Source organism: Devosia pacifica, assembly GCF_014652635.1.
GTDB classification, from domain to species: domain Bacteria; phylum Pseudomonadota; class Alphaproteobacteria; order Rhizobiales; family Devosiaceae; genus Devosia; species Devosia pacifica.
On the sequence record NZ_BMZE01000001.1, the window covers coordinates 1,325,982 to 1,348,630 of the forward strand.

Annotated in this window: 20 protein-coding genes; 2 read left to right on the forward strand and 18 right to left on the reverse strand. The window is 59.3% G+C overall.

Features of this window, described 5'->3' with window-relative positions:
- Window positions 1-40 precede the first annotated feature (40 nt).
- From IE127_RS06550 to IE127_RS06585, 8 genes are read right to left on the reverse strand one after another with little or no spacing between them, the layout of a single operon-like run.
- Window positions 41-1,057, reverse strand: a complete 1,017-nt coding sequence (locus IE127_RS06550; RefSeq protein ID WP_189424443.1) for an ABC transporter ATP-binding protein — start codon at window positions 1,055-1,057, stop codon at window positions 41-43.
- Window positions 1,054-2,034, reverse strand: coding sequence for an ABC transporter ATP-binding protein (locus IE127_RS06555; RefSeq protein WP_189424444.1), 981 nt, complete (start codon window positions 2,032-2,034; stop codon window positions 1,054-1,056). The genes IE127_RS06550 and IE127_RS06555 overlap by 4 nt, the downstream gene beginning before the upstream one ends.
- On the reverse strand, window positions 2,031-2,912 hold the full coding sequence (locus IE127_RS06560) for an ABC transporter permease (protein ID WP_189424445.1): 882 nt from the start codon (window positions 2,910-2,912) through the stop codon (window positions 2,031-2,033). Before IE127_RS06560 ends, IE127_RS06555 begins: the two co-directional genes overlap by 4 nt.
- Window positions 2,909-3,847, reverse strand: coding sequence for an ABC transporter permease (locus IE127_RS06565; RefSeq protein ID WP_189424447.1), 939 nt, complete (start codon window positions 3,845-3,847; stop codon window positions 2,909-2,911). The genes IE127_RS06560 and IE127_RS06565 overlap by 4 nt, the downstream gene beginning before the upstream one ends.
- Before the next feature lie 20 nt (window positions 3,848-3,867).
- Window positions 3,868-5,484: an ABC transporter substrate-binding protein gene (locus IE127_RS06570; RefSeq protein ID WP_189424449.1), complete on the reverse strand. Its 1,617-nt coding sequence runs from the start codon at window positions 5,482-5,484 to the stop codon at window positions 3,868-3,870.
- Between the two features lie 16 nt (window positions 5,485-5,500).
- Window positions 5,501-6,658, reverse strand: a complete 1,158-nt coding sequence (locus IE127_RS06575) for a mandelate racemase/muconate lactonizing enzyme family protein (protein ID WP_189424451.1) — start codon at window positions 6,656-6,658, stop codon at window positions 5,501-5,503.
- A gap of 28 nt (window positions 6,659-6,686) precedes the next feature.
- Complete coding sequence (locus IE127_RS06580) at window positions 6,687-8,162, reverse strand: NAD-dependent succinate-semialdehyde dehydrogenase (protein ID WP_189424453.1); 1,476 nt, start codon at window positions 8,160-8,162, stop codon at window positions 6,687-6,689.
- Between the two features lie 4 nt (window positions 8,163-8,166).
- Window positions 8,167-9,417, reverse strand: a complete 1,251-nt coding sequence (locus IE127_RS06585) for an iron-containing alcohol dehydrogenase (RefSeq protein WP_373297286.1) — start codon at window positions 9,415-9,417, stop codon at window positions 8,167-8,169.
- Between the two features lie 443 nt (window positions 9,418-9,860).
- On the opposite strand from IE127_RS06585, the gene IE127_RS06590 reads away from it, so the two are divergent.
- The gene (locus tag IE127_RS06590; RefSeq protein WP_189424455.1) at window positions 9,861-10,547 is read left to right on the forward strand and encodes a GntR family transcriptional regulator; all 687 of its coding nucleotides are present in this window, start codon (window positions 9,861-9,863) and stop codon (window positions 10,545-10,547) included.
- Between the two features lie 151 nt (window positions 10,548-10,698).
- Window positions 10,699-11,094 carry a hypothetical protein gene (locus IE127_RS06595; RefSeq protein ID WP_189424457.1) on the forward strand — a complete coding sequence of 132 codons (396 nt, stop codon included), beginning with the start codon at window positions 10,699-10,701 and terminating at the stop codon, window positions 11,092-11,094.
- Window positions 11,095-11,631: 537 nt separating this feature from the next.
- Here IE127_RS06595 and IE127_RS06600 read toward each other — a convergent pair.
- The 10 genes from IE127_RS06600 to IE127_RS06645 all read right to left on the reverse strand — a co-directional run bounded on the left by IE127_RS06600 (window position 11,632) and on the right by IE127_RS06645 (window position 22,649).
- Entirely contained in the window at window positions 11,632-12,234 is a 603-nt protein-coding gene (locus IE127_RS06600; protein WP_189424459.1) for a nitroreductase family protein, read from the reverse strand.
- Between the two features lie 281 nt (window positions 12,235-12,515).
- Window positions 12,516-14,477, reverse strand: a complete 1,962-nt coding sequence (locus IE127_RS06605) for an AAA family ATPase (RefSeq protein WP_189424460.1) — start codon at window positions 14,475-14,477, stop codon at window positions 12,516-12,518.
- 86 nt (window positions 14,478-14,563) lie between these two features.
- Entirely contained in the window at window positions 14,564-14,869 is a 306-nt protein-coding gene (locus IE127_RS06610; RefSeq protein WP_189424462.1) for a hypothetical protein, read from the reverse strand.
- 12 nt (window positions 14,870-14,881) lie between these two features.
- Window positions 14,882-15,748 (reverse strand): hypothetical protein, encoded by an 867-nt coding sequence (locus IE127_RS06615; protein ID WP_189424463.1) that lies wholly within the window; start codon window positions 15,746-15,748, stop codon window positions 14,882-14,884.
- A 262-nt stretch (window positions 15,749-16,010) separates the two neighbouring features.
- Window positions 16,011-16,151: a hypothetical protein gene (locus IE127_RS06620; RefSeq protein ID WP_189424464.1), complete on the reverse strand. Its 141-nt coding sequence runs from the start codon at window positions 16,149-16,151 to the stop codon at window positions 16,011-16,013.
- A 1,350-nt stretch (window positions 16,152-17,501) separates the two neighbouring features.
- The gene (locus IE127_RS06625) at window positions 17,502-18,872 is read right to left on the reverse strand and encodes an MFS transporter (protein ID WP_189424465.1); all 1,371 of its coding nucleotides are present in this window, start codon (window positions 18,870-18,872) and stop codon (window positions 17,502-17,504) included.
- Between the two features lie 49 nt (window positions 18,873-18,921).
- Window positions 18,922-19,653: a GntR family transcriptional regulator gene (locus IE127_RS06630; RefSeq protein ID WP_189424466.1), complete on the reverse strand. Its 732-nt coding sequence runs from the start codon at window positions 19,651-19,653 to the stop codon at window positions 18,922-18,924.
- Window positions 19,654-19,717: 64 nt separating this feature from the next.
- Window positions 19,718-20,428 (reverse strand): isochorismatase family protein, encoded by a 711-nt coding sequence (locus IE127_RS06635; RefSeq protein ID WP_189424467.1) that lies wholly within the window; start codon window positions 20,426-20,428, stop codon window positions 19,718-19,720.
- 20 nt (window positions 20,429-20,448) lie between these two features.
- On the reverse strand, window positions 20,449-21,492 hold the full coding sequence (locus tag IE127_RS06640; protein ID WP_189424469.1) for an ABC transporter ATP-binding protein: 1,044 nt from the start codon (window positions 21,490-21,492) through the stop codon (window positions 20,449-20,451).
- A complete protein-coding gene (locus IE127_RS06645; protein ID WP_189424471.1) occupies window positions 21,492-22,649 on the reverse strand; it encodes an ABC transporter ATP-binding protein in 1,158 nt (385 codons plus the stop codon). Before IE127_RS06645 ends, IE127_RS06640 begins: the two co-directional genes overlap by 1 nt.

Here is a 22,649-nt window from a genome sequence, read left to right on the forward strand (position 1 = left end):
CCTAGCGCTTCGGCATTCTGGGCCCAGGCGAGGCGGCACCCTATGAAGCGTAGGCGGGAGCGCTAACCGGTAACTTTATGGGGTTGGGCTCGGCGAAATGGCACGCCGCAGTCTGTCCCGGCGCAACCTCTCGCAGTTCGGGACGGACTTGGCGACACTGTTCCTGCGCCAGCGGGCAACGGGTATGAAAACTACAGCCCGGAGGGACGTTTGAAGGGCTGGGCACGTCGCCCGATAGAATGATACGCTTGGTGCGCTTTTTCACATCCGGCTCTGGCGCCGCAGAGAGCAGTGCCTGGGTGTAGGGGTGCTGGGGCGCGGTATAGATCGACCGCTTCGGCCCGATCTCGACGATGCGACCGAGATACATCACCATCACACGGTCCGCTATGTGGCGCACCACGGCAAGATCGTGGGCAATGAAGAAGTAGGAAAAGCCCTTCGCCTCCTGCAGATCCTGCAGCAGATTGACGATCTGTGCCTGCACCGATACATCGAGGGCCGAAACCGGTTCGTCAGCGACGATAAAATCTGGGTTGAGCGCAATCGCCCGTGCAATGCCAATGCGCTGGCGTTGCCCACCCGAGAACTGGCGGGGGTGACGGTCCATCAGGGTGGGCGGCAGGCCCACCTGTTCAAGCAGTTCGGCCACGCGCTCGCGCCGCTCCTGGCGCGTCTTGACGATACCGAAGACCTCCAGCGGCTCGGCGATGATCTCGGCGACCGTGCGACGCGGACTTAGCGACCCGTAGGGGTCTTGAAACACCATCTGCATCTGCCGGCGGGCTGCCCGCAGCTCGGCTGCGGACATCTGCGTAACGTCTACCCCGCCGATATGGACTTGGCCTTCAGTTGGCTCGATCAGGCGAAGCAGCAGACGCCCGAGCGTAGATTTTCCGCAGCCGGATTCGCCGACCACTGCCAAGGTCTCGCCTGTCGTTACTGAGAAGCTGACGCCGTTCACTGCCCGAACCGGCTGCTTTCGGGCGCCGATATGAAAACCGCCCTCAGAGCCGAAGGCTTTGACGAGGTTGTCTGCGCGCAGAAGTTCGGTCATTGCTCAGCCTCTCCGGTGACCCAGCAGGCGGCCTTGTGCTGCTTGGAAAATTCAAACATGGGCGGCATCTCGGCGGCGCACTTGTCGACCCGGAGATCGCAACGGGCATAGAACGGGCATCCCTTCTTGACCGAGCCGGCCATCGGTACTGTACCGGCAATCTGGTAGAGGCGCTTGCGGTCGTCGTCGAGGCGGGGGATCGATTGCAGCAGTCCGCGCGTATAGGGGTGTTCCGGCTTCGAGAAGATCGACTCTACGCTTCCTTCTTCAACAATTCTGCCGGAATACATCACCACCACGCGTTCACACAGGTCGGCAATGACGCCGAGATCATGCGAGATGAGCAGGATCGCAGTGTTGACCGACGCGCGGATCGATTTCATCAGTTCGAGAACTTGCGCCTGGATAGTCACGTCGAGTGCCGTCGTCGGTTCGTCGGCGATCAATAGCTTGGGATTGCAGGCAACGGCCATGGCGATCATGACGCGCTGGCGCATGCCGCCGGAAAATTCATGCGGAAAAGCGCCGAGGCGGGCAGCCGGATCCGGCATGCCGACAAGCGAGAGCACCTCAATCACCCGTTGCCACCGGGCGTCGCGATCGAGGTCCTGATGCAGCATCAACGCCTCGGCGATCTGGTCACCGATTGTCATCACCGGATTGAGCGAACTCATCGGCTCCTGGAAGATCATGGCGATGTCGCGGCCACGGATTTCGGGCATGCGATTGGCAGGCAGCTTGAGCAGATCCTGCCCCTCGAATTCGATGCTGCCTGAAACGATGCGCCCTGGCGGATCGGGAATGAGACGCAAGATTGAAAGCGAGGTGATCGACTTGCCCGAACCCGATTCGCCAACTAGGCCAACGGCTTCGCCGGCACCGATTGAAAAGCTGACGGAATCCACCACCCGAATTGCGTTGGCCTTCGGACCGAATTCGACCGAGACGTCGGAAATTTTGAGGAGCGGCCGGGTCATTGGCCGATTTCCGGATCGAGTAGATCGCGAACGGCATCGCCGATCATGTTGAAGCTGAGGACCACCAGCGTGATCGCGAACCCGGCCCCGATGATCGGCCAAGGCGACCCAAAGATGTTGTTGAGCCCATCACGGATGATATTGCCCCAGCTCGGATAGGGAGGTCGCGTGCCGAGACCCAGAAAGCTCAGCGCGGCTTCGAGCCGGATGGCTGATGCAACCCATAGGGTCATTAGGACGACCACCGGTGCAGCGATGTTGGGCACGACGTGGCGCAGGATGATCAGCGGGGTGCGCAGCCCCACGGCAACCGAGGCTTCGACGTAGGGCTCCTGCTTCACGGCCAGGGTCGAGGCGCGCGCCACACGGGCGAAGCCGGGAACGAACGCGATGCTGAGAACGGCCAGAATGTTCCAGAAGCCACCGCCGAGTGCCGCCGAAATGATGATCGCGAGCAGCAGGTCGGGAAATGCCAGTAGCAGATCGATCATGCGCGTCACCAGGCGATCAAAAATGCCGCCGAAATACCCCGCAACGACCCCCAGCGTCGTGCCGACAAGCGCAGCGATGATTGGAGCGGTGATCCCGAAGATCATCGAGTTGCGCGACCCGTAGATCAATCGCGACAGCACGTCGCGGCCGAACTGGTCGGTACCCAACCAGTGCTCGGCGCTAGGATAAGCATTAATTACAAGATAGCTTTGCGCCAGCGGATCGTAGGGAGCAAGCAGCGGCGCAAACAGCGCTATGGCAATGAAGGTAAGAATAACCACCGCGGCAAAGATCATCGACGGGCGGCCGATAAACGTTGCTGTCACGTTTTCGAGCAGAGTTCGCGTCGGACGGACGGCTTCGACCGGTTGATCGAGACTGGTCATGACTGCACCCGGATTCTAGGATCAATCGCGATATAGGCGATGTCGATCAGAAGATTTATAAAAACGACAAAGAAGGCAAAGATCACGGCCCCGGCCTGGATCACTGGATAATCGCGCTCGGCGATGGCACCGATCAGGGTTTCGCCGAGCCCAGGCCGATTGAACACCAACTCAATAGCGACCGAACCGGAGAGGGTCGCCAGCAGGCTGAGCCCTAAGCCGGTGGTCACGGGCAACAGAGCGTTGCGAAGTCCGTGGCGATAGATCACGCGGTTCTCACGCGCACCCTTGGCTCTAGCTGTCCGCACATAATCCTTACCCAACACTTCGAGCAGCGACGTGCGGGTCAACCGACCAAGAAAGGCCGACTTGACCATGGCAAGTGTCAACGCCGGCAGAAAGACGTGATGCAGGCGGCTCAAAAAATCCGTGCCCCCGCCATTGATTGGGAACCAGCCGAGGTTGAGCGAAAAGACGATGAGCATTAGGGCGCCGAGATAGAAATCAGGAATAGCGTAGCCGATCAGTGAAAACACTCGCACGCCACTATCCGGCAACTTGTTTCTATTCGTTGCCGCCAATACACCGAGCGGCACCCCGATGATGACGCCCATGCCCGTAGCCACCAGAGTCAGTTCGATCGTATAGGGCAGGTTGGCCGCGATGATACTAGCGACAGGCACGTTGGAGACCAGCGAACGGCCAAGGTTGAGCGTCAACATGTCCCACAGAAAAATGAAATATTGCTGCCAAAGTGGCAGGTTCAGTCCCATCTGCTCGCGGAACAGCTCGAGTTGGGCGGGCGTGGCCATGTCGCCCAATGCAACCTGCGCCGGATCGCCGGGCAGGATGCGGAGGGCCACGAACACGAGCGTCAGCACCAACAGGATTGTCGGGATGGCGTCGATCAGGCGTAAGCCGATCATTCGTCCCATGTTCGTGACCCTTCTATAGACTAGCTGACGATGCGCGCCTGATTTAGCGGCCAGTAGGCGTAGCCCGACTCGACGTCGAACCCGAGATCGATCCGCGGATTACGCGCAATCACGTAGGACAGCGTGATGATGCCAAGTAGCGGCAGATCTTCGAGGACCTTGCGCTCGATTTCTTCGATCACCTCGATACGCTTGTCGAAGTCGGGCTCGTCCTGGGCCTGGTCCAGCAGATCGTCGATCCCCGGTATGGCAACCCCGTAGTGGCTGTAGTTGCCCTGTCCGCTGCCATCGGGTTTGGCGTCGGCGGGCGCCGCCAGACGCTGCAGAAACGGCAGGGTCGGCACCGGCGGGAAGCTCGATGAGTTGAGCGCCACAGAGTTCTTAGCGAGGTTATTCTCGGCATGCATGGTGGCGTGGTCGATGATGTCGAGATCGAGGTTGATGTTGGAGGCGCGCAACTGCTCCTGGATGATCAGCATGATCGTGGAGTAGTCTTCGCGCTGGCTGGTATAGGCGGGAATGGTTATCCCGTCAGGGTATCCGGCTTCGGCGAGCAGTTCCATGGCCTTTTCGGGGCTGTACTCGTACTGCAACTCCTCTGGCAGTTCCTCGCGCGTCACCGAGCCCGCGAATTGGGGTGCGATTATGCCGACCATTGGGGTTGAGAGTTCGCCAAAGGCAGAGGCGATCTGGGCGCTGTCGATGGCGTAGCGGAAGGCCTTGCGGACTCGGATATCGTCCAGCGGCTCGTATTCGAGGTTGAGATGGAGCGTATTGAAACTCCCCGGCGCCGTGGCATCGAAGATGGTGTCGGGGTCGCGCTGGCGCATGGTGGGGATCCAACCCGGCTGACGCACCCCTTCGATCATGTCGACCTGGCCGGACGCGAACGCAAGCGTGCGCGCGGTGGTGTCGGCGATGAAGGAGACGCGCACGTGCTCGGTGGCCGCCGGCTCGTCCCAATAATCGGGGAAGGCGGTGAGCAATATGCTGCTTTCGTCGGTGCTTTCGACGAAATAGGGGCCGGTACCAACGGGGTCGAAATTGAAGTCCTCCCCTTTTTCTTCGAACGCGTCTTGGCTGAGAATGCTGGCTGCCAGTGTAACTGCGGTGCTAGCGTTAAACAGCGGATCTGGCCGTACGAGCGTCACCACGAATGTGTAGTCGTCTGGCGCGTCGATGCTCTCGATATTATTAAACAGCACCTTGCCTGCGCTGATAACGTCGGGATCGATCTGTCGACCGTAGGTAAACATCACGTCCCGCGATGTCATTTCGCCGTAGCCATGGTGGAACTGTACGCCTTGGCGCAAATGGTAGGTCCAGGTGCGCGCGTCTTCGGATACATCCCAACTCTCGGCAAGAGCGGGTTGGAAGTCGTCAGGCGTGACGGCGAACGTGCCGGGCCTGGACTGCACGAGGCCATTGAACACCTGATAGATGGCCCAGTTATCGCCGCCGGTCAGGCCGGATTGCTGGGGATTGATACCTGACGGGGCCCGGGCGGCCAGCGCGATACTGATCGTGCCCTCTTCTGTCTGGGCATAGGCGCCGGGTGCGCCGAACTGCAAGGTCGCGAAAGTCGCGACGCCCGCAGCGGTGGTATTCGTCAGAAACCGTCTTCTGGTCAGTGCCATGGTGGTGTTCTCCTCGCTATGAGCGCTGGGTCGTTACCGGAATGCTGCGCTCTTGCATCTCGGCGGAATCGAAAGTCATGCCCAGGCCTGGAGCGGTCGGCAGGTGAAACAGTCCGTTCTTTGGTTCAGAGGGATTGTCGAACACCGCGCCTGCGCGCTCCCAGCCGTCTGCCAGTTCGACTGGCTTGCTGAGGTGCATGATGGTCGAAAGGACGTGCAGATTGGCCAGATGGCCGATCGATGGCTGGGTCTGGTGCGGCACCAGTTCCACGCCATGGGCATGCGCCATTGCGGCGCATTGCATGAGCCCGGTGATACCGCCCATCTTGGTGATGTCGGGCTGGACCATGCGCACGCCGGCATTGATCAGGTCCTTGAGCCCTTGCAGGGTATAAGTTTGCTCACCGGCCGAAACGGTAATATCGAGCCGCTGGGCTACCTCGCCCATCGTCGAGACGTGGTAGTGCTGTACTGGCTCCTCGAACCAGGTATAGCCCAAATCCTCCAGTGCGCGGCCGACGCGCATCGCACCGCCGACCGAGTAGCCGTTGTTCGCGTCGAAGCCGAGAACGAAGTCATCCCCAAGCAGCTTGCGCACCGCCTCGGCCTTCTTGATGTCACCGATGATATCGACATCTTGCTTGGTGCGATCACCGTCCCAGCGAATCTTGACGGCCGCCGGCTGCTCCTTTTCAACGCGCCTTTCGACGACAGAGACAACCTCGTCCACGCTGCGCCAGGCATTGCCCCCGATCGATGCATAACACGGCATCTGCGTCCGCCATGCCCCGCCGAGCAGCTTGTAAACGGGCAGATTGAGGATCTTGCCCTTGAGGTCCCACAGTGCGATATCAAGTGCCGCAAGCGCCCCTGTGGTTGCCCCGTCCGGACCGAGTTTAATGCATTTGTGCATCAGGGTATCGAGCAGGACGGCATGATCGAGTGGATCAGCGCCGATCAACGCCGGAGCCATGTCCTGCGCGATGATCACCAGAGATGCCAGTCCGCCCTGCATGGGCGATGCCTCTCCGAGCCCGAACATCCCCTCGTCGGTCTCGATGCGCACAAACGCGCTAAGCGGCCCTTTCTTTGACGAGGCCGGACGGTCCTGGTTTCCCGGCAAGCCACTTCCGTTCCACTCCAACTGGAATGTCTCGACCTTGGTGATCTTCACGCCCTCTACTCCTCCTGTTCGACCCGCGCTACCAGCTGGCCGCGATGTACTTTGCCTCAGTGAATTCCCGAATGCCGTGGTGCGAGCCTTCGCGCCCGAGGCCCGATTGCTTTACGCCGCCGAACGGGGCCGCAGGGTCGGAGACCAGTCCGCGATTAAGCCCGATCATGCCGGCTTCGATCCGCTCCGAGACGCGTAGCCCCCGCCCCAGATCGGTTGTGTAGACGTAGGCCATCAGTCCGTACTCGGTAGCGTTGGCCATCCGCACCGCCTCGTCTTCGCTGTCGAAAATCGCGATTGGAGCGACCGGTCCGAAGATCTCCTCGTTCATGATGCGCGCCGAGCCATCGACCTGCGACAACACTGTCGGCGCAAAATAGAATCCCTCGCCGGGTTGCGCCTTACCGCCCGTGAGCGCCGTGGCGCCGCGCTCGACGGCATCGTCAACCAATCCCCCGATCCGCTCAACGGCATCCGGATTGATCAACGGACCGCATTGGGTGGAGGCGAGATATCCCTTTCCGACTTTCAGCGAGGCCATGCGCGCAGCAAGACCGTCGGCAAACGCCTGGTGAACGCCGCGCTGCACATAGAAGCGGTTCGCGGCCGTGCAGGCCTCGCCACCATTGCGCATCTTGGCAATCATTGCCCCATCGAGTGCCGCCTCGATATCGGCATCGTCGAACACCACGAAGGGTGCGTTGCCGCCCAGCTCCATCGAACACGAGACGACCGTGTCGGCTGCTTCCCGAAGCAGCTTGCGCCCGACCTCGGTAGAGCCTGTGAAAGACAGCTTGCGCACGCGCGGATCGTGCAGCATCGCGCTCACCGTCGCACCGGACTTCGAGGTGGTATAAACGTTCACGACGCCGTCCGGCACGCCTGCCTCGCGGTAAATCTCTGCCAGCGCATAGGCCGTGAGCGGCGTTTCGGTGGCTGGCTTGAGAACGACCGTACAGCCGGCAGCCAGGGCCGGAGCGATCTTGCGAGTCGCCATCGCAGCGGGGAAGTTCCATGGCGTCACCAGCACAGAAACGCCGATCGGCTGGTACTGAACGATGATCCGGTTGGCGTCACTCGGAGCGTGATAGAGCTCACCGTTCAGCCGGACGGCTTCTTCGGCAAACCACCGGAAGAATTCGGCGGCGTAAGCCACCTCTCCCTTCGCATCCGACAGAGACTTGCCGTTCTCGAGCGAAATCAGCTCGGCCAGCATGGTTTGCCTGTCCATCATCAGTTCAAAGCAACGCCGTAGGATCTCCGAACGCTGGCGCGGCGGGGTCGCGGCCCAGGCCGGCATGGCCTCCGAAGCGGCCGACACGGCATCGAGTGCATCCTCGACACTGGCATCAGCGACGGCGGCGATGGGCTTGCCGGTTGATGGGTCGATCACGTCGATCCGTGCTCCGGAGCCGCCAGGCCGCCACGTGCCACCGATGAAAAGGTCTGTCGGCAGACGGTTCTGATCGAACGAGATTTCGGAGATCGGGCTATAGTGATTCATGGGATCATACGGCATAAGTTTGAGATTGAAATGCGTTGAGGTTGCTGCGGTCACCCGCGTGGGCGGCACCGATCAGGTAGCGCATCGCCTCGAGATCGATTGGTCTTGGATTGTTCTTGATCAGCCGGGCCGATGCCATGGCGTGCTCCGCAGTCCAGTCGAGATCAGCTTCAGAGAGTCCCATCGCTGCAAGTGAAACCGGCACGCCGATTACACCCAAAAGACGCTCGACATGCTGGATCGTCGCTTCAACCGCTGCGTCCTCGCCCCGCCCTGCCACATCGGCGCCAAGCGCACAGCCAACACGCACAATGTCCGCACCGGCATGGGAACGGTTAAAAGCCAGCGCGAAAGGCAGCATGGCGGCCACACCCAGTCCGTGAGGCGTGTGGGTCTTGGCACCGATGGGATACTGGGCCGCATGACACACGGACGTCCCAGCTACTCCGAACGCCTGCCCCGCCAACAGAGCGCCAAACATCATCCGTGATCGCGCTGTCTCGTCGTTCGGACTCGTACAGGCGCGCTCCAGGCTCGCCCCGATGTGCTCGATAGCAGCCAACGCCGTCAGATCGCTGAGCTCGTTCTTACCCAGGAACACATGCTCGTGCGCTGTTTCGGCGGTGGGTGTCCGTTTGGCCGTTGTAAAGGCCTCAATGGCGTGCACCAGCGCATCGGCACCCGACATGGCCGTCAACTCTGGCGGACAGGAATACGTTAGCTCAGGATCGCATATCGCAGTGTGCGGAATGAGATAGGGGCTCGCGATGCCAACCTTCAGGTCACGCTCCGCATCGGCGACCACCGCCACCGGTGTGACCTCCGACCCGGTGCCCGAGCTTGTCGGCATTGCGATCACCGGCAACGTCGGCCCCGGCACCTTGAACTCACCGTAGTAAGAGGACAACGGTTCGCCATATGAGAGCAATATGGCAATGGCCTTTGCCGCATCGATACAGCTGCCGCCACCAATTCCCAGCACGACATCCGCCCCAAAGGCCTTTCCTTCGGCGACGCCCTTGGTCAGGCAGGCGGCGGGAAGTTCCGGCTTGATACCCGAATAGAGAGCGAGCTCGACCCCCGCCGCTCGGATCGCCTCCACCAGCTCGGCGAATTGCCGGTCAGCCTCAAGCCGCGCATCGGTTACCACAAACAACCTCTTGCCAAGGGAGGCGGCGCTCTTGGCCACCGCAAACCTCTGGCCGGCACCGAACATGATGTTTCGGGGTGACCTTGAAACTCCAAACATCCTCACGCTACCGCCTCTTCATGCAGCCGCTTCAGCGGCGTCCTTAGGCATGGAACCGAGTCCTCCGATACGAGTGGAACTCGAGATTAAAAACATCGACAGCACCCAAATCTTGAGCCCGTAGCGCAACCTCCTCTAGCGCCTCTGGCGCACCCCTCGAGCCTAGACCTTCACGCCCATCAACTCTTGCAAATCCGGGCGCCTCACAGGGCCGGTGCTCTGCGTTCGACGGACAGGCCACGCCGATTGCGATCTGCTCGACTATGCGCGGCAACGATAATCCCTGCGAGGAGAGACCGACCATTTCGGCATCGGCCAGCAGCGGGTCCGCCGCCCCCTGTTCAACTGCGATCTGCCCCAAAATGAGCACGACATATTATCCGATCGTATATTTTGTTGTTGGAGCAACGGTAGGGTGGTATCGGGGGGCTGTCAACTGGAGGTGATATATGACGAGTCGAAGGAACGAGGCGCAACGGGGTCCAATCCAACGTCCCCCGCGTCTTGGCGAGGAGGTTTACAGCGCGATCTACTCGCAGTTGATGACCTTGCAGATTCCGCCGGGGGGACGCATTTCAGTTGATAGTCTGGTGCGCGATCTCGGCGTGTCGCAAACCCCGATCCGGGAGGCGCTCTCTCGCCTAGAAGCGCAAGGTCTTGTGACCAAGACCCACCTGGTCGGCTACAGCGCCACCAACCAGATCGACAGAAAGAAGCTCGAGCAGCTTTATGAACTCCGGCTCCTGCTTGAGCCTCATGCCGCAGCAAGAGCCGCGATCAACATGAGCGAGGAAGAGCTTGCCGATCTGGAACAGCTGGCGAATGACATGAAGACGCCTCCGGAGGACAACGGGGACCCTCGCACCGCATACAGTCGCTTCGCCCGCAACGATGCTGCTTTTCACGACAAGATTGCCGAGGGCAGCGGCAACGAGCTGGTTCAGGAGGCATTGGCCAGGCTTTACATCCACGTGCACCTGTTTCGGCTCTACTATCACACCCTCGCAACTGCGACCGCGAACGCGGAGCATAAAGAGATCATTCGCGCGCTAAAGCGGAGGGCGCCACAAGACGCAGAGAACGCAATGCGAGAACACATCTTACGCTCTCGAGAACGTTTCATTGTGGCTGTTTAGTACTGAGGTCAACTCGCGGGTTTAACTACAACGCTCGATATGCGCGCCACAGCGGAGCCTTGGGCCATCTTTAGGTCACACTGCTCGAGGCATCGGTGCACGACGTCGCGGGAAATCGCATATTCACCAAGCTCGAGGGCTGCCTACGCGCTTGAAGACCCTGCGGAAGTCCCGGGCCGCTGAAGAGGAGCGAGCCAACCTGCTTGGGCACTTGAGAGGATCGGAAACCGCGGATCGCTATTGCGATCCGATCGATCTCGAGAACCAGCTCGATGTGATCACCAGACTTCCGGTTCTGACGGGGCATCTGGGGCCCCAACCAATTCACCTCATCCCCTGGGTTGAGCGCCTGGAGATCGCTCCTTGGTCAAACGCTGCGAAACAGGCGCGTAAACAGATCCCGGTACTGGAAGTGAAGCATCACACCACAATCGAATGGATGGATAATTGCGTCGACCAATGTGCGAACCTGGCGATCGCGACCGAGGGTACTCCTTTGGGCGTGCAGCTGCGCCTAGGACCAAGCACATCCGGCTTGTCCTGTTGAATGCGGCACCGCATCCCCGGGCCGATGGAGGCAGAGCGCCCGGCAGCGGCTCGACATTTTGGGGTGGATTGTCTGCTTCTGGCGCGGGCGGCCTCAGCTCATGTGTTCAACTTAGTTGTCTGGGTCGATCTTGTGATAGTCGCCTTTGATCGCGTGCTGTCGGTCACGATGCATCTTCAAGGTGAAGCATAAGTGGTCATTGCCGTCTTTGCGAATGAAATATATCCAAACGAACAACGGGCTCAACAAGAGCATTCCAAGGATAAACTCTAGATAAAATGCCACATTCCCCTCCTGACCGTAGAATAGTGCTCATAGCGGCAGAAATATCGTCGTCCAAGATTTAACGGTGCGAATGGTTAGGGACGCTGAAAAAAGTGTTGAGGCGCCAATGGCCGAAATGGGGGTCGATAGCGGCCCACGACCTTTCGGCGAACGCTTCCTTGTTTCTCAATGGCGAGGACGGGGTGGAAAGAGGTCATGCGCGAGGCAGCGGAACAATGGCAGCTTTGCGGGACTCGAGCCCGACTGGTTTGGCTACTCTGTACCTGATAAGGGATAACCAACGCAGATCAGAATGAGGGGCGTCAGTGGACTGCGGAGTTCGAGTATGTCGGCGGTTGCTTCATCGTGGAACCCCCCTACCCAGACGCACCCGAGCCCCTCCGCCACCGCTTGAAGATGAAGATTCTGGGCTGCCGCTCCAGCCTCCAAGTACACATAGCGCATTCCGCGGCTTCCGAAGGGCCGTTGTTCGGCGAAGGCGTGACTTGGAGCGACCATGTCTCCACAGACCGCAATGATGCATGCAGCCTCGGTAATCCAAGATGGAGCGTCGATACAAGCCTGCCTCAGCCCCTCTCGGAGATCATCCCTCGAATCGATGTGCCTAAAGCCGAGATTGTCCGCCTCAACTCGATAGAGCCTTTGCTCAAGACCCTCCACGCGGTTTGGAAGGCAAAACAGTTGAAGTGGATGGATCGCATGGGCTGAAGGGGCCGTCCTCTTGCCGTCCAAAGACGTGATGCCTTGCGCTGCCCAAATTAATCGCTCCAAAGCATCCAGGGGAATTCGCTTTTCACTGAACTCTCTGATGGTGCGGCGGCGAGAGAGAGCATCATTGATGGTGAGGTCGGTCATGAGGCCGCATGATGGCTATCACGTTGCCAGATACAACCCTCAAAGCGGACATTCGCCAGGTCTTATGTTAAGGGCCGCAATGGGGTCGACTGCGGAATGGCGGCTTTCGCCGCTTCTTGGCCAGAACCGGTCAGTCCGGAATCGGCCCCATTCCGGCCGCGTCTTGTCCAAGTTCGATTTCGGAGTCCGCTTGGAAAGCCGTCCGGGTGCAAGCGCCAATACATGGCGATCGGGCCCCAGGTGAGAGTTCTTTCAAAAGGAAGCTCCATCGCGACAACCCCTCACGGTCGAGAAGTGGGCAACCCGCCGCCTGTGTCGACCGTTGACGGTCTCTTCGGAAGCAGTCCCAATTCAACCACCGCAGGCTCATCTCTTTGTGCATGAGCCGAGGTGGTGGCGCTTTCGATTGTTTCGGTAATGGCTGCACCGCGCAGCACCCGCCGTTTGACAAGCTCGCTGGCCAGAGCGCGAATAGCCATCTCGTTCTCAGTGACCATTTCTCGCGCACGCTGCATCAAACGCGACAGCTGATTCTCGACCCATTCGTGCAGGTCCGCCCGACTGGCCGCATTCGCACTCGGAATTTGCGAGGTTACCGACAGCTTGCCGTATAGCCCCCACGATTCTCGGGCCGACACGAGCAAACTGGTTGCTGCGGCAAGATCGTGTGCTGAACCCGCGTCTGGTCCCTTGCCAAGCAGCTCATCGGCCGCCCGTCCCGCAAGACCGATAGTGATCAGGTTCTCGATGTCCTCTCGCAACGGATTACCGCTCGCACTCTCGGTCACTGTCACACCAGCCTTCGATGCCAATTGCACGATTGTTACTGAAGTGACCCCAACACCAAGTCGATAGGCGATGACTGCATGCGCGGCTTCATGAAGTGCGAGGTGCAGGGTGTCTTCTGCGTCTTTTGTCTCCTCAGGAGCGAAAATGCTGACGAGGTCAAGAACGGTCATATCTCGTTCGTGCTGCCGGGCAATTCCTTCTGCCTGCCGCACCGTCGACTCTATAAAGGCTGGTGACGCACCGATTGCGAGATTGCCGACCGTTTCTATCTCGCCGAGAGAGAACCGGTCGCCGAGATAGAAACGGAGAACCGAAACGGCTTCTTCCACCGTCGACGGCGGCAGAACCGAGACGCGTGTTTCGAGGCGACCGGGGCGGATGAGAGCCGGATCGAGCATGTCATAATGGTTGCATGCTCCGAGCAGCAGGATTTTCTTGCCGGACTGACGCACTCGGTCGATCTGAACGAGAATGCCATCGACCACCGGCATCCACCAGTCTCGCCCCCGGGCGTCAAGCGCGCCGCGATTGGGGATCGACTGCAGTTCATCGATAAAGCCGATGGCACGATCCTCGGACAAAAGTCTGTCGATGAATTCGGCACAGGCCTTCGTCACAGCGCCGAGATGGCCGTCTCCGGCATTGAACCAGTCCTGGATTGAGGTTCGATGAAACGTCCACCCTGAGGATTTGGCAATCGAAGCAGCCAGTACAGTTTTCCCTGTTCCCGGAGGGCCTTCCATCGTGGAAAAGCGCAATGCCGATTGCGGCAACTGCCCGGTATCCACGCGGGCGAGGTCTGCAGCAAGCTTGTCCGCCCAGTCGCGCACGGGCGCGACCAGCGGAAGGGCTTCAAGAGTGGCAATGTGAGAGAGATCGGCAGGGGCGGACTTGCGCGCGCGAATGCGGGCCAGACGTGCGATACAATCTGTGGCCGATCCGCCCGCACCGATGGCGGCAACGGCTTCATGGAGACCGATCCCGACTAGATCAGCCTGGGTCAGCTTGCCGGAGCTGCCCCCAGTCACCTGCCGAATGACTTTCCGAACCACTTTCACATCTAGCTTTGTGATCTCGATCACACGATCGGCCACCGCGTGGTATTCCGTGCCGATGGTATCTTCGGGGGTGGCACTGATTGCAATCGTTGAGAGTCCGCTACCAAGTGACCCGAGGAGGTCGAATTCATCTTTTCGGGAGCTGCTCCGACGTCCACGCTTGTAGGAATGCACTTCCACAGTTTTGAGCATCCGGTCGAGTGCGCGCTCGAGCGGATCACACCAGCTGTCTGACGGTACCTTGATGATCAGAGCCATCGCGGGAAGGCGAGGGTCGTCAATCACCCCGAGAATGTCCTTGCCCAGCGCATGCTGGGCAATGGCGACAGGCAGCGCGATCGCGGCCCGGGGACGATCGGAGGGGTCTTCGTTGGCCGTATTGAGGGATTCAAACATGCAAATTCTCCATCGCGGCGCTCGGCCACGTCAAAATCGAAACTGGGAAAAGAAGAGGACACCAAAGGCGCGCCCTCGAGCAGGGGCTACTGCCGCGGCCCCGACGCGCGGGCAACTGCTTCAAGATCGGAAAGCAGCAAACCGTCGAGCCAGTCGAGAACCAGAGCGCATGCTGGTTCGCCATTTCTCGCATGGTGGCGCAGACCTTCACGAACCGGTGCAGGGACACCCTGGCGAGACACCCGGCCCATGATGCCGAAGCGGATCCCCAGCGCGACCATTGCAGCCGGGTCCATGTGCGGCGGGCAGTCCCGCTCTAGGGGCGCAAAGCCCATCTCGTTGGCAGGCTGAGGGAAGTGCACCTCGTTCGCGCTCGAACTGGTCTTGATCATGTCCATCATCCCTCAAGCTGTTGCCAAACGGCATTTGCGGGCGAAACTGATCGCCACCGGACTCTCGTTCGCGCCACTACCCTCGTCATCGACAAAGCTCACCTGCACGTCCTCCTGACGCTCCGACGTCGCGACGCGTTGTGGCCCCCTCCGGCTTTCGTCGGGTTCGACCATGCCTTTGAGGGCAATCTGGATGTGATGGGCATAGCGAGCCCGGAGGTGCCGCAGGCTGTCCCCGACACCGGGGCATTCGAGCAACTCATCGAGAGCCGCAAGGCCGATGACACGGTCGCGTCTGTCGTCCTCGGAACAATCAACGATCGCCATTTCGACGCTCGAAACCAGCAGTCGCCTGCGGCCCATGAGAAGCGCATCGCGTGCCACGAGGCCTGCAGCGAGCATTTTCTGCTCGAGTTGTTCAAGAACCGCGCGACCGTAGCTGCCCGTTGTCCTCTTCAGTTCGAGGAGGTAACCCACACCGCTCTCTCGATGAACGGCAAAGAGATCAGGCGTGTAATGCTCGACTGCATATACCCTTGGATCGAGCCGCAGAGCGACAAGCGCGTTCTTTTCATTGCTTCGAACCGCAGCCTGAGCAGCCTCAATAATCGGCAATTTGAAGTCGACGGGCATCAGCGTGAAACCGCCGTCGTGCTCAAGTATGGTTCGCAGACCAGCTTCGAGAACTGCACCTTCGACACTCACAGCTGACCGTATGAAAGATGTGATCGGGCCAAAGGTCCCGAATGTCGGATCGGTGCGGTCTGCAGCAATGACGATGCCTTCGACGCCGTCGCGTGCAAGTGCCTCGAGGCTGCTTGTGAGATCGGCGAAGCGCTCCGGCAGGACCGGAATAGGCGCATTTGAAATAGTCGACATGGAAAGGGCCTTTCTATTGAATACTTGAAAGGCGGATCCGAGCTGGGACGCGGGCACACAGACATCCTCACCGGGGCACGAGCTACCGGCAGATCGACTGAAATGCGATGATACGGGTTGCGCCTCTGCAGCAGCCGCTGCGGTCTGCGAGCACCTGTCGAGATCAAGGAGAAACGTGACCCTTAGCTCTCGATCAGAAACCCGAGCCGACCTAACGCACCCGCGACCGATCCATGCTTCGGCATACCGCCGAAGACAAAAATCAGCTCAACGTGGCGCTCGCCATCTGGAACTGGGTGGGCCAGTCGTTCACGCGGAAATTGCTGCCGACGTGATCGGACAACATCGAAACGATCGAAAAGGGGAGTTCCCGCAGCACGCGGGTCTTGGTATGGCTCTTCATAGCCGTGATCCTCTCGTACAGGTTCGCGGTCAGGTCCTCGAAGCGTGTTCCACCACCTTCGGGGGCCGCCTTTCCCTACGGAAATCTCAGGCGGTTGACCGGAGACGCGGAGGCTCCGCGTCGCTGGGTAACACTTGGTGAAGAAAAAGCAGCCGTCAAGATCCTGAGAAGACGTCTCCCGAACTTGTCGACTGTCATGGTTAACGATTGCGCGGACATCGATGGTCCTCGTTGCTCTGCTCTGATCCGACTGCACCCAAATAGAGCACGCATCTCGAGCTTGAAGCGGAAGAATAGTGATCGACGGTCGTTGTAAGATTGGTAGGCCAAGTCATCACGATCGTCGAGCTGAGCGACTAATGGGCGGTGGCGCTGCGTAGTTGACGAATATGATACGCGAATCTCAATGGGAGACTTTCGTTGGAGTTGTTTCCCTCCATCGTCCATGGCGCTCAAAAACGGAACTGCGGGTCATCCATCAGACTTTTGGTCCGATGGCGACGACGGAACATAACAAGAACATCGGTTGTCTGGAAATCCGTTACATAATTCTGGATTTTTGCCACACGGCTCTGAGAAAAAGTTATTACCTGAAGGAGTAACGGGGGTGTTCGAGGGGCAGTCGAAAACCTTTTTTTCGCTTTCGAAAAGTGAAGGCGAAATCTCTGGATAATTACGACTAGCGTATCGCAAGAACAGAAGCGAGTAGCGATCGGTAAGCCGGGCCATAAGCGGTTCGCGATATGCGGGGTAGGAGCTGGCTCATTTCGCGGCAACGACGTCAAAACCAACTTCGCCTTGGCTGCGGACGATTTCGACTAGAATGGCCGCAAGGACAGGAACCACGCCGGCGGATGATGTAATCCTAGGCACTGTCGTTGTTGCAGGCGCACATCAGACACAAGCTTGAGCCAGTCCAACCAAGCCCACGATCAGCAAGACAAAAGTCGAGGCGTCGCAGCGACGGTCGCATCAGGCAGAGTTTCGGGTTCCCGTCATGTAAGCTCTGCCGACACAACTTGTCACGAGGCTGATTGTCCGCTTCTGGCAGTTGCTAATTGTCGATAAGCGACAGAGGCGAGGCCGATCCCGGACTGTCCGCTCTTGGTTGCGGCATGACGGAAAGCAGCCGCTTGGCAAGGCTACGTTGCAGTGGTCGGTTTGAGTCCACAAGCACGTGGGCGAGATATGTAGGAAGGTGGGAAATCTGACCACGTGAGCTAAATTGCCAGGAATCTGGCGACGGACGCATGAGACATGTCTCAGCGCACGCTGAGCTCGAGTATCGCTCACCACGCGAGTTGGTGCGCCGCCCGGAGTCGAATTTACTCTGAACTCACCGAGCGTCGCTCAGTCTCTTGCCCGTGCTATCGTGAAAAGCCCCGACAGTACCGCAAACCCGGCGGCCACCCACATGAGGGAAGCTAGATGGAAGCCGGTGCTGTATCCGATAAGAAGAGCAGCAGCCGCGGCACCGATCGACTGCCCAAGCAGTCTGGCGGTAGACTGCATGCCACTCGCCCCGCCACTTCGCTCTCGCGGCGCACTCATCAGCATGATGCGATTGTTTGGCGCCTGAAACATTCCAAAGCCTACTCCGCACACTAGCAGTGGCAGGATCGTGGCCCAGATTGATATCGAACTTTCGGCAAACGAAACGGCAAACAGGCCGAGCGCGAACACCGCCATGCCTGCGGCGCCAAGTAACTCGGCGCCGTTCCGGTCAGCAAGCCTTCCGGCAATGGGAGCTACCAAAGCTGTCGCGACGGGCCACGGGGTCAGTAGTAGCCCAGTCTCGACCTCGCTGCGGCCGAGAACATCGTGAAAGTAGAACGGAAGGGAAACAAAAGCCAGAAACTGGGCGCAGAACGAGCATATCGAAGCCAGAACTGACAGGCGAAATCGCGGCAAGCGCAGTAGGTCGATAGGTAGCATGGGCGACGGTCTACTGAACTGACGGCGCGCCAAGAACACCGCTGCAACAACTGATACTGCCAACTCGACGAGAGCAAGCGCAATGTTGTCTCCGATGCTGCTTAGGCCCGATAGCAAGAAGCCGAAGGTCGCCGCGTTGAGAAGTGCGCTCAGAAAATCAAATCGTGCGCCGTTGAGAGGCGTGCGCGGGAGGGTCAATCGCCCAGTTGCAATGACAACAAGCGATAGCGGTAAATTGATGAGGAACAGCCAATGCCATGATGAGACGGCGAGAATTCCTGCCGCAATGGTTGGCCCGGCAGCAGCCGACACCCCAACGACGAGAGCTATGCCGCTAATGCCCTTGCCTAGCTCGTTGGCCGGCATAATATGCCGAACTAACGCTGCATTGATGCTCATCAAAGCGCCTGCACCCAGGCCTTGGACGGCTCTGGCTCCAGCAAGCCACGTGAGGTCAGTCGCCATGGCGCAAAGAAGAGATGCTCCGGAAAAAATCACTATTCCCGTAAGATAGACTCGCCTGAAACCGATCGCCTCACCGAGCGCAGCAAACGGTAGCAGCGAGACTACAACGGCAAGCTGGTAGATGGTGACAACCCAGATTGCGTCGTTCGGCGAAACATTCTGATCGGCCGCGATTGCAGGCAAAGCTACATTGACGATGCTTCCGTCGAGCACGGCCATCACGACTGCTATCGCGATGGTGAGGAACGCAAACGTTCTTCTGGGTTTTGGGAGACCATCAGCTGGAGTCAGATCGCCGTCGGCGGCAGGAATAACGCTCATTCGATTTTTTCGATGTCAGGATTTCTTGCTGCAGCTTGCGATCAAGGAATCAAATCGCGATGGATGACGGACTTTGATCTTCAAGTTCGCGCGAGAGTTCGGATTCAGGGGACGTGACTTTCTCGATCCTGCGCCAATGCTGAACGATCCGCTGACCGTTTCGGTAGATCAGTTCGCGGCTGAGTGCCTCTGCCCTTGCCTGCTGGCCGCGCCGTACAGCATCAAAGATCGTGACGTGATCCTGGTGGCTGCGCAGCATGTAATCAGGACTGAGCCAGCGAAAGCGGATGTCCTTGATCACCGGAATGTCGCGTGTTCGCTGGATGGCAGCCCGAAGATGCGGATTGTCCGCTGCTTCATAGATCACGTCATGAAATTCGTGCGCCATTTGCTCCCAGCGCCTGACACTCTCGGGGCCCCACTCGTGCGACTCGACAATTTCGGCAGTATTGGCAATGTTGAGTTGCAGCTGTTGGATATGCTCGTCCGCGAGGCCTTTTTCAGCAGCCAACCGTGCTGCGTGGCCCGATAGCGTCGAGCGAAGTTCGTAAATGTCTTCAATATCCTTGGAGGTGTAGGTCTGGACCACAAAGCCACTGTTCGGGGTGTAGATCAATAGACCCTCCGCTGAGAGAATCGAAAGCGCAGCTCGCACCGGGGTGCGAGATACGCCGAGACTCTCCGCAAGGTCGATCTCGTTCATTCTGGTGCCGCCGCGGTAGTCACCTTCGAGAATCGCATCTCGAAGCCGCCTGACGATCATTTGACTGCGTGTGGTCATGAAAGGCTCTCCTCCATCGGCGGACCGCCTAAAGGCGATCCGCCTTGCCGCTGAACGGACGTGATTATTCGGCAACCTTGCGCTCGGAAGCGCCGTAGAGGCAACCGACCAGCATCTCGGTATCCATCACATCGCCAAATGTGGAGTAAATGCTGATCAACGACGCGTTGTGCTCTTCGTCAGTCAATGCAGCATTGCCATCGCTCACCATAATGGTCTTGTAATTCAGCATCATCGCGTCGCGTGCGGTCGACTCGCAGCACACATTGGTGACCGTGCCCGTAATCAACACGGTATCGATACCGGCAGCTTGAAGGCGCTCATGCAAGTCGGATGATCCCTGGATGAGGGCGCTGAAGCGATGCTTAAACACGGTTTCGTCTTCCGGCTCGACGATGAGATCAGGGTGCAGTTCATGTCCGATCGCGCCCATCACCATGTTTGCCTGACGTTTTTCGGCGCGGCTCTTGTCAAAGGCTACCATGTCGTACCAATGGGACCAGCTCTCGCGGCTTTCATCGGTGATGGTATTGCGAATCCAGAAGACCTTGCCGCCGGTTTCGCGGACGGTCGTAGCCAGCTTGTTGACGTTCGGCACGACGGAAACCGCTTCCGGTACGAACGCGGCTGCGTATTCTTCGACCATGAAGGCGTTTTGAAGATCCACAACGATCAGTGCGGTCCGCGATGGGTCGAGATTGGCATGGATGTGTGCGTCGCCACGACGTTCGATTACGCGGTCGACGATGTGCTGGGGAATGGAAACCTTATGCATTTGACTTCTCCTTGTGAGGCCTAGGCCTTGATTGGGTGGCGCTCTGCAACTTTGGCGGTCTCGTCGAGCCGAATGCATCGCGCATAGCCGGCATCGGGTCTCGCCGCCGGCTCTGGCTGGGCAGCCGAACACTGCTCCAGGGCGAAGCCGCAGCGGGGTGCGAAGGCGCATCCCGGCGGCAGGTTGCGCAGATCGGGCGGGTTGCCCGGTATGGCTTCTATGTCGACGCTGCGATCCTGACCGCGAACGGTCGAGTTCAGCATGCCGATCGTGTAGGGGTGGCGTGGGTTCAGCAGGATGTCGCGGGCAAGCCCGTATTCCACAAGCCGACCGGCATACATGACCGCCACTTTGTCAGCGATCTGCGCGGCGACTCCGAGGTCATGGGTGACGAAAATGATCCCCATGCCCATCTCTTCCTGCAATTTCTTGAGCAAGATGAGCACTTGGATCTGTACGGTGGCATCGAGTGCGGTGGTGGGTTCGTCCGCTAGCAGCAGTTTTGGGGCGCAGGACAGTGCCACGGCAATCATCGCGCGTTGACGCAAACCGCCGGAAAGCTCATGCGGATACGCCCGCAGTCGCCGCTCGGGCGATGGGACCCGGACCAGCTCGAGAAGTTCGAGAGCGCGCGCCGTCGCCTCTTTCCGGGTTTTGCCGAGATGGCGCATGACACCTTCGGCAATCTGATCTCCAATGCTGTAGACGGGATCGAGAGCGGTCATCGGCTCCTGAAAGATCATCGAAACCTTGGAACCGCGCATTGCGGTCAACTGACGGTTGCGCATCGCCAGGACGTCCTGACCATCAAGCGTGATATTCCCGCCAATGTGCGTGCGGCTTTCCGGCAGCAACCGCATTAGCGAGCGCATCGTCACCGATTTGCCGGACCCTGACTCGCCGATGATGCACAGCACCTCTCCTTTCTGGAGAGAGAAGGACACGCCGTTCACCGCCTGGACGGACTCTCGGCGGGTGGAAAACTCGACCGACAGATCCGAGACATTGAGAAGCTCGTCGGTCGAAAGGCTTGTTCCGGGTTCGCGGATCGCGGTGCTGGACATCAGAGTGCTCCCTGGAGACGCCGCTCATTCTTTGGGGTCGCTGCACCGTGGGAGGGGACGTAGACGGGCGGCGACTGTGTTCGGCTGTGACCCGAGCCTGGCTCGTGCATATGGCAGGCGACCGAGTGCCGCTGCGGATCGTTCCGCTTTCCGAGAGATGGCGTGTTTTGCGAACACACAGTCTCGGCAAAAGGGCAGCGCGTGTGAAACCGGCAGCCACTCGGCGGATCGACCGGGTTTGGCGGGTCACCCGACAGCGGAGCTTCAGTGACTCGCTCGGCCGGGTCCATGCTGAGCTGCGAGGCTAGCAGCGCCTGGGTATAGGGATGTTTCGGAGTGGAATAGATGTCGTCTACCGGGCCAATCTCGACGATCTCGCCGAGATACATCACCAGCACTCGATCCGAGATGTATTGCACCACGTGCAGGTCGTGGGAGATGAACAGATAGGTCAGGCTGAGATGGGTCTTGAGATAGCGCAGGAGATTGAGCACCTGCGCCTCGACAGATTTGTCGAGTGCCGAAACCGCTTCATCAAGGATCAGCAGGCGCGGATCGAGCGCCAGTGCCCGCGCAATGTTCACGCGCTGTTTCTGACCACCGGAGAGTTCATGCGGATAGCGCGAGGCGAACAGGTCCGGGCTTAGCCCAACCTTTTCCAGTAGTTCACGAGCCGTCTGCTGCGCAACTTTGGATGGTGTGCCATGAACCTGAGGCCCATACGCGACACTATCCATGATCGGTAAACGTGGATTGAGTGAGGAGGACGAATCCTGAAACACCATCTGCATGTTGCGACGAAGCTGTCGCAGGCTGATTCCGCCTTGATCGCCGACCTGATCGCCATCGAAAACGAGAGCCCCCTCGTCTCGGTCGATCAGGTTCATCAACAGCCGGGCGAGCGTAGATTTTCCACAACCGGACTCCCCGACAACACCGAGTGTTTCGCCCTTGAGCACCTCGAACGACACATCATCGACGGCTTTGACGCTTGCGACGCGGCGGTTGAAAATCCCTCCTTTGATCGGGAAATGCTTCCTGAGGTTCTCGACCAGAAGCAGCGGCTGCAGTGCCCCGCCACGATCACGCGGGTCGCCGGGCGGGACCGCCTTCAAGGTATTCGGCTTAATGGTCTTGCTGTTTGAAACAGATGTCAT